3 protein-coding genes are annotated in these 5,893 nt (G+C 39.3%); all 3 read left to right on the plus strand.

The annotated features are described in order from the left end of the window. Positions 1–115 precede the first annotated feature (115 nt). On the plus strand, positions 116–1,984 hold the full coding sequence (locus FYJ45_RS28585) for an alpha-L-rhamnosidase-related protein (RefSeq protein WP_195842035.1): 1,869 nt from the start codon (positions 116–118) through the stop codon (positions 1,982–1,984). A 111-nt stretch (positions 1,985–2,095) separates the two neighbouring features. After that, positions 2,096–3,823, plus strand: a complete 1,728-nt coding sequence (locus FYJ45_RS28590) for a sensor histidine kinase (protein WP_154468346.1) — start codon at positions 2,096–2,098, stop codon at positions 3,821–3,823. A 136-nt stretch (positions 3,824–3,959) separates the two neighbouring features. Further along, a complete protein-coding gene (locus FYJ45_RS28595) occupies positions 3,960–5,705 on the plus strand; it encodes an extracellular solute-binding protein (protein WP_195842037.1) in 1,746 nt (581 codons plus the stop codon). The last annotated feature ends 188 nt before the right edge of the window (positions 5,706–5,893 follow it).

Genomic DNA, 5,893 nt, shown 5'->3' on the forward strand with positions numbered 1-5,893 from the left:
CACTCATCCGTAGGGTTTTTCCTTTCATAAGGATAAGGCTATTGTAAAAGAAAAAGAGCACCGTGGCAACGGTGCAGAGAAAAGATAAGAAAGGCTATTGCACAGCATGTGCGATTTGGTTCAAAAAGGGATTTGCCAAAAAGATCAGAGTTTGCTATGTGAAACGGAAGAAAAGAAACTGTTGAAGAGACATGTATCTTATAGTAAATTCCCCGTAAAACATGCAGAGCAGTTTTTGGCGCAGGGAACATTTGGGATTGATCCGGAGGCAAAAATCTGGGAAGATAGATCATATCTTGGGATAGACAAGGAATATGAGGGATATCCGGTGGAAGAATTGGAATTGTTTTTATCACCCCGACTGGATAGGATGAAAACAAAGAGAATGGAAAAAAGAAAAGAAAAATTTCCATTCAAAAAAGCGGTAACCTTGTCAGAAGGGGAGTTCGGTTTATTTGATATGGGGTATAATACGACCGGATTTATGGGAACAGATTTGATCTGTGAACAGGATTGTACAATTGTGTATGTATTTGATGAGGTACTTACACAGGAAGATATATGCTATAATCGTATGTGTTGTGTGAACGGTATTTACTATGAGTTGAAAAAAGGAGCCTATACAGTAGAAACCATCCAACCTTATACAGGGAGATATGGAAAATGGATGGTATTGAAAGGGAAAATACATATTAGGGATATTTGGGTTAGAGAATATATCAATCCGGATTCGGACAACGGAGCGTTCAACTGTTCAGATGAAATTGTAAATCGTGTATTTGAGGCAGCTCGAAGGACATTTTCTCAAAATGCAGTTGATATTTATATGGACTGTCCGTCTAGAGAAAGAGCAGGATGGTTGTGTGATAGCTTTTTTACAGCACGTGTAGAAGCTGTACTGACCGGAAATACAAAAGTAGAGGATAATTTTTTGGAAAATTTTTGCCTGGCAGAAAGATTTCCGGGGATACCGGATGGGATGCTTCCGATGTGCTATCCGGCAGATCATCCTTTGGGAGAGTATATTCCCAACTGGGCTTTGTGGATGATTTTAGAATTGTTTGAGTATCATAAGAGGAAACCAGATGAAAAGATTCATGGCAGAATCTGGGACAAGATATGGAAACTGCTCAAATTATTTGAAAAATATGAAAACAGTGATGGGTTACTGGAAAATCTGGATGGATGGGTTTTTGTAGAGTGGTCCAGAGCAAATGCTTTGACAGATGGGGTAAATTATCCTTCAAATATGCTTTACAGCGCTGCGCTAAGAGCGGCAGGCGTGTTGTACGGAAGAGAGGACTGGAAAGAAAAAGGGCGTAAAATTGCCGATGTGATTTGCAGTCAGGCATATAGAAACGGATTTTTTATAGATCATGCGGTACGTGAAAAGGGAAAACTTATTTTTACAAAGGAAAGTACGGAAGTATGTCAGTATTATGCCTTTTTTATGAAAATAGCAACTCCTGTAAGATATCCGGAGCTGTTTGATATTTTATGCGAAAAATTTGGACCGGGACGAAACAGCAAAGAATGTTACCCTGAAATAGCTCCGGCAAATGCCTTTATCGGAAATTATCTCAGGATAGAGATGTTATCGCAAAATATGCGGACGGATCAGGTGCTGCAGGAAACGAGAGATTTTTTTGCATATATGGCGGACCGGACAGGAACATTGTGGGAACATGATGGCGCTTTTGCAAGCTGCAATCATGGATTTGCATCTCATATCATTGATACCTGTTATCGGGATATTCTTGGTGTGGAATCTATTGACCGTGGAAGAAAACATATTATTTTGTGTATGAAAAAACAACAGATTGCGGATTGTTATGGAGCCTTGAAAGTGGAGTCTCAATATTTTAAAATCAAGTGGGTGCAGGAGGGAGAAATACGATATCTGGACTATCAAGCGCCGGAAGGGTATGAGGTTCACGTGGTAAACCGGTGTGGAAAGAAAATAAAGTACAAGTCTTTACTGTAGAAAGCAAAAGAAGATAAATCAGAAATAGGGACAGAATCCGGAATGATTTTGTCCTTATTTATTATATTAGCAGAATCTTGAAATATAAAAGCAGGAAAACAGGAGGCCGGAATGGAGAAGGTTCAAAAAACAAAGTGGATAAATTCGATCAAAAGAAAACAGATGCTGATGCTGCTGATAATTATTCTATTTTTGACATTTTGTTCTTTTTGTTTTTTTTATGCAACAAAAAAGGTGGCAGTCAATGCGATTTATGACCAGATGAAATCTCAGGCAGAATATTATCTGGAGTCAGTAGAGCATCAGATCACAGGAATCATACAGCAGCAGACAGAGATGTTTTCAGATAGAAAATTATCATTTCTGGCGGATCGGGATTTACTGTCTAATGCATATGAACGGCGGGAAGCATTACTGTCGGTTCAGGAGAGGCTATTTGCTCTAAAATCATCAAATAATTTAATAGAAAGTGCAACCATTTATATTCCGGGAAGTGATTATAAAATAAATTCCAGTACGATAAGAGAAATGATGGAGGAGGATTTTGAGAAGAACAATCGCCTGAAAAATGAAACGGGAAAGCTGATTCCGGATGGTAATAGCCTGTCATATACATTAACAGAGATTCCATATTCAGTAGATAGGGAGTCTAATTTTTATTTTCAGATTATACTGGATGAAAATAAATTAGTGGATCATTTGAATAATTTTGTTTCTTCGGATGGTGGGGCATGCTTGTATAAAATGGAAAATGAGTGGTTTTTAGAAGATACGATCGGTAAGGGTCTGGGACAGCAATTGGTCGCAGAGCTGAAAGAGAAAAAAATAAAGCAAACAGATGGAATCAATGAGGTGGTAATAGAGAAAGAGCATTATCTGGTAAGCATTTCTTATTCCGAATATCTTGGTTTTTTTATCCAGTATTCATCTAAAGACCGCATATTGGCACAGTTACATATGTATACGAAATGGTTTGTTTTGTTTATCGTCTGTTCCGTTTTTATGGTGATTCTTTTTTCAAGATATACAGAAAAAATGGTCAATAAACCATTGAAAGAACTTTGCAAGGCCTTCGATATCCTGAGGAAGGGAACAATGAATATCAGAATCAGCCATTCTGCAAATGATGAATTTGGGTATATTTATGAAAATTTTAATCACATGACCTGCGAACTGGAAAAATTGATCAATGAAGTGTATGTTCAAAAGGATCTTGTTCAGAAGGCAGAGTTAAAGCAATTGCAGACTCAGATCAATCCTCATTTTTTGTATAACAGCTTCTTTTTATTAAGCAGAAGAGCAAAACGGAATGATATGGAAGGAACCGTGGAACTGTCCGAATATCTGGGGACCTATTTCAAATATCTTACTAGAAATGCGGCAGATACTCTTTATTTAAAAAAGGAAATAGAGCATGGAGAATGTTATGCAAAAATTCAGGCCACGAGATTTGCCTCCAGAATGAAAGTTGTTTTGGAGGAACTGCCGGAAGCGGTGAGGGAGGTTATGGTCCCGAGATTGATCATTCAGCCGATTTTGGAAAATGCATTTGAATATGGTCTGGAAAATAAGGAGGAAAATGGACTTTTGAAGATTTCCTACGATATGCGGGAAGATTATATTTATATTTTGATAGAGAATAATGGAGAATTAACAGATTGCCAGTTGGAGGAATTGCAGTGGAAACTGTCGGAAGAATATTCGGGAGAGGTGACAGGTCTGATTAACATTCATAGACGATTAAAGGGATATTATAAGGGAAAAGGAGGAATTGGGGTATCAAGAGGGAAATCCGGCGGTTTACTGGTCTGTGTATGTATCCCGATCAAACAGAAGTAGTATGGAATTGGTAATGAAGTAAAAAAATGTACATGTAAAAACAGGATAACTTATCATACAATAAAATCATCAAAAACAAAGCCTATAGAACAGCCGTCAGAGATGCTGAATGGGGATAGGCAGAAAGAGAGGGATTATGAGAAAGAAAGAATTCAAAAAGGTAATGACTGCTATCCTGGCCGGAGCCATGGTCTGTTCGCTGGCAGCATGCGGAGAACCCAAGGCAAATGGGGATGACAAGGCTACTGCTGCAGCATCTTCGGAGAAAGTGGAAAAAGAAGAGCAGGGAACGCCGGAAGAAAAGGATTTATATGGCTTTTCCGAGCCAGTAACGGTTAAGATCGGATGGGCGGAATCGCCTGATTTTCAATTCAGGGAAGGGGAAACACCGGAGGATAATGAATGGGTTGATCTATATGCAAAACATAATATTTTTCAGGAACTGATTTATAAAGTAGATGCTTCTCAGGGGGGCGCAAAACTGGCGAATGCAATTACATCCGGAAATTATCCTGATATTATTTTGACACAGGGATCAGAATATATCAATTATGCCAAAACAGGGGTGATCGCAGATATTTCAGATGTATTTGAAGAGTATGCATCGGATGAACTGAGGGAGTATGTCGAATCTGACGGGGGAATCGGAATGACATCTGCCAAAGTTGACGGAAAGCTGTACGGAATTCCGCTGTTGGGGAATTCATACGATGCAGTCATGATGATGTTTATTCGTCAGGACTGGCTGGATAAAGTGGGAATGCAGGTTCCGAAAACGATGGAAGAACTTCATGAAGTGGCAAAAGCATTTACAGAAAAAGATCCGGATGGAAATGGAAAGAATGATACCTACGGTCTGGCATTGAATGGAAAAGGTGTATTTGCGTCCAATGGAGGAATTCAAGCATTTTTTGAAGGATACGGAGCAATGCCCGGATATGGTTCTAGTTTTACCTTCATTGAAAAGGATGGAGAAGTGATCTGGGGCGGTGCTGCAGCGGATGAAATGAAAGCAGGATTGACTTTATTGCACGAAATGTATCTGGATGGATCCATTGCGAAAGACTTTGGTGTTATGGATAATGATCGAGTAACAGAAGAGTTCAGTTCCGGCAGGTGTGGAATTATGTTTGCACCTATGTGGGGAGCAATGGGACCGTCGGCTTCTGTGATCAAGAGCGATATCAATGCACATATTATTGCGGCCCAGATTCCGGATGGAATGGGGGAAGGATCTGCTAAACCATGGTTTACCAATGCTACAAGCGGATATTATGCTGTAAGCAGCAAATGTGAACATCCGGAAGTGCTGATCAAATTGTTAAACCTTAGTGTAGATGTGATGTGTCATACAGAAAGTGATGAAGAATTTGCAACATATATTGCAGATTCTGAATGGAAATTCTCTTTGACAAGAACTTTGGAACCTCTGAAGAATCTGGATAATTATTATAAAGAGTCCAAGGCATTGGAAACAGGCGATATCAGTGAGCTGAATGCGGAGCAGAAGAGCGATTATAGCAGAATGAAAGCGTTCCTGGAGACTATGAAAACAGATAATCCGGATGTGGAAAATGAAGAGGTACAATCAGGAATTGGTCTGTATTCGGTATTTGGTGATCCACAGGGGGGATATGCTGTTATTGACAGTATTATAAAAGAAGACAACAAGAACGTTTCTGCTTACAATGCAATTCCTACAGACACTATGGTGGAGAAATTCCCGACATTGGATAAGTTGGCAATGGAAACGATCGTAAAGATTATTACGGGGGATGCACCGGTAGATAGTTATGATCAGTTTTTGGAAAACTGGTATAAACTTGGTGGAGAAGGGGTAACGGCAGAAGCACAGGCATGGTATGATGCGAATCAAAATTAAGCAATAGGTTATATTGGGCCGGCACTTGCGTTGTAGTTGCAGGTGACCGGCTCGATTTATCTAAAAGGAGCTTCCTGTATAATTCAAATATAGGGAATTCCGAGAAAGAGGGTTGAGAAAAAAATACCTCAGAGTAAAATAAGATTACTGACTTTGCGGGTTAGTAAAAAATCTTATTAAAACAGTGA

The organism is Eisenbergiella porci, from assembly GCF_009696275.1.
GTDB classification, from domain to species: domain Bacteria; phylum Bacillota; class Clostridia; order Lachnospirales; family Lachnospiraceae; genus Eisenbergiella; species Eisenbergiella porci.

Coding starts and splice junctions, on each gene's coding strand:
- FYJ45_RS28590 (WP_154468346.1), top strand. CDS start 2,096: ATGGAGAAGGTTCAAAAAACAAAGTGGATAAATTCGATCAAAAGAAAA.
- FYJ45_RS28595 (WP_195842037.1), top strand. CDS start 3,960: ATGAGAAAGAAAGAATTCAAAAAGGTAATGACTGCTATCCTGGCCGGA.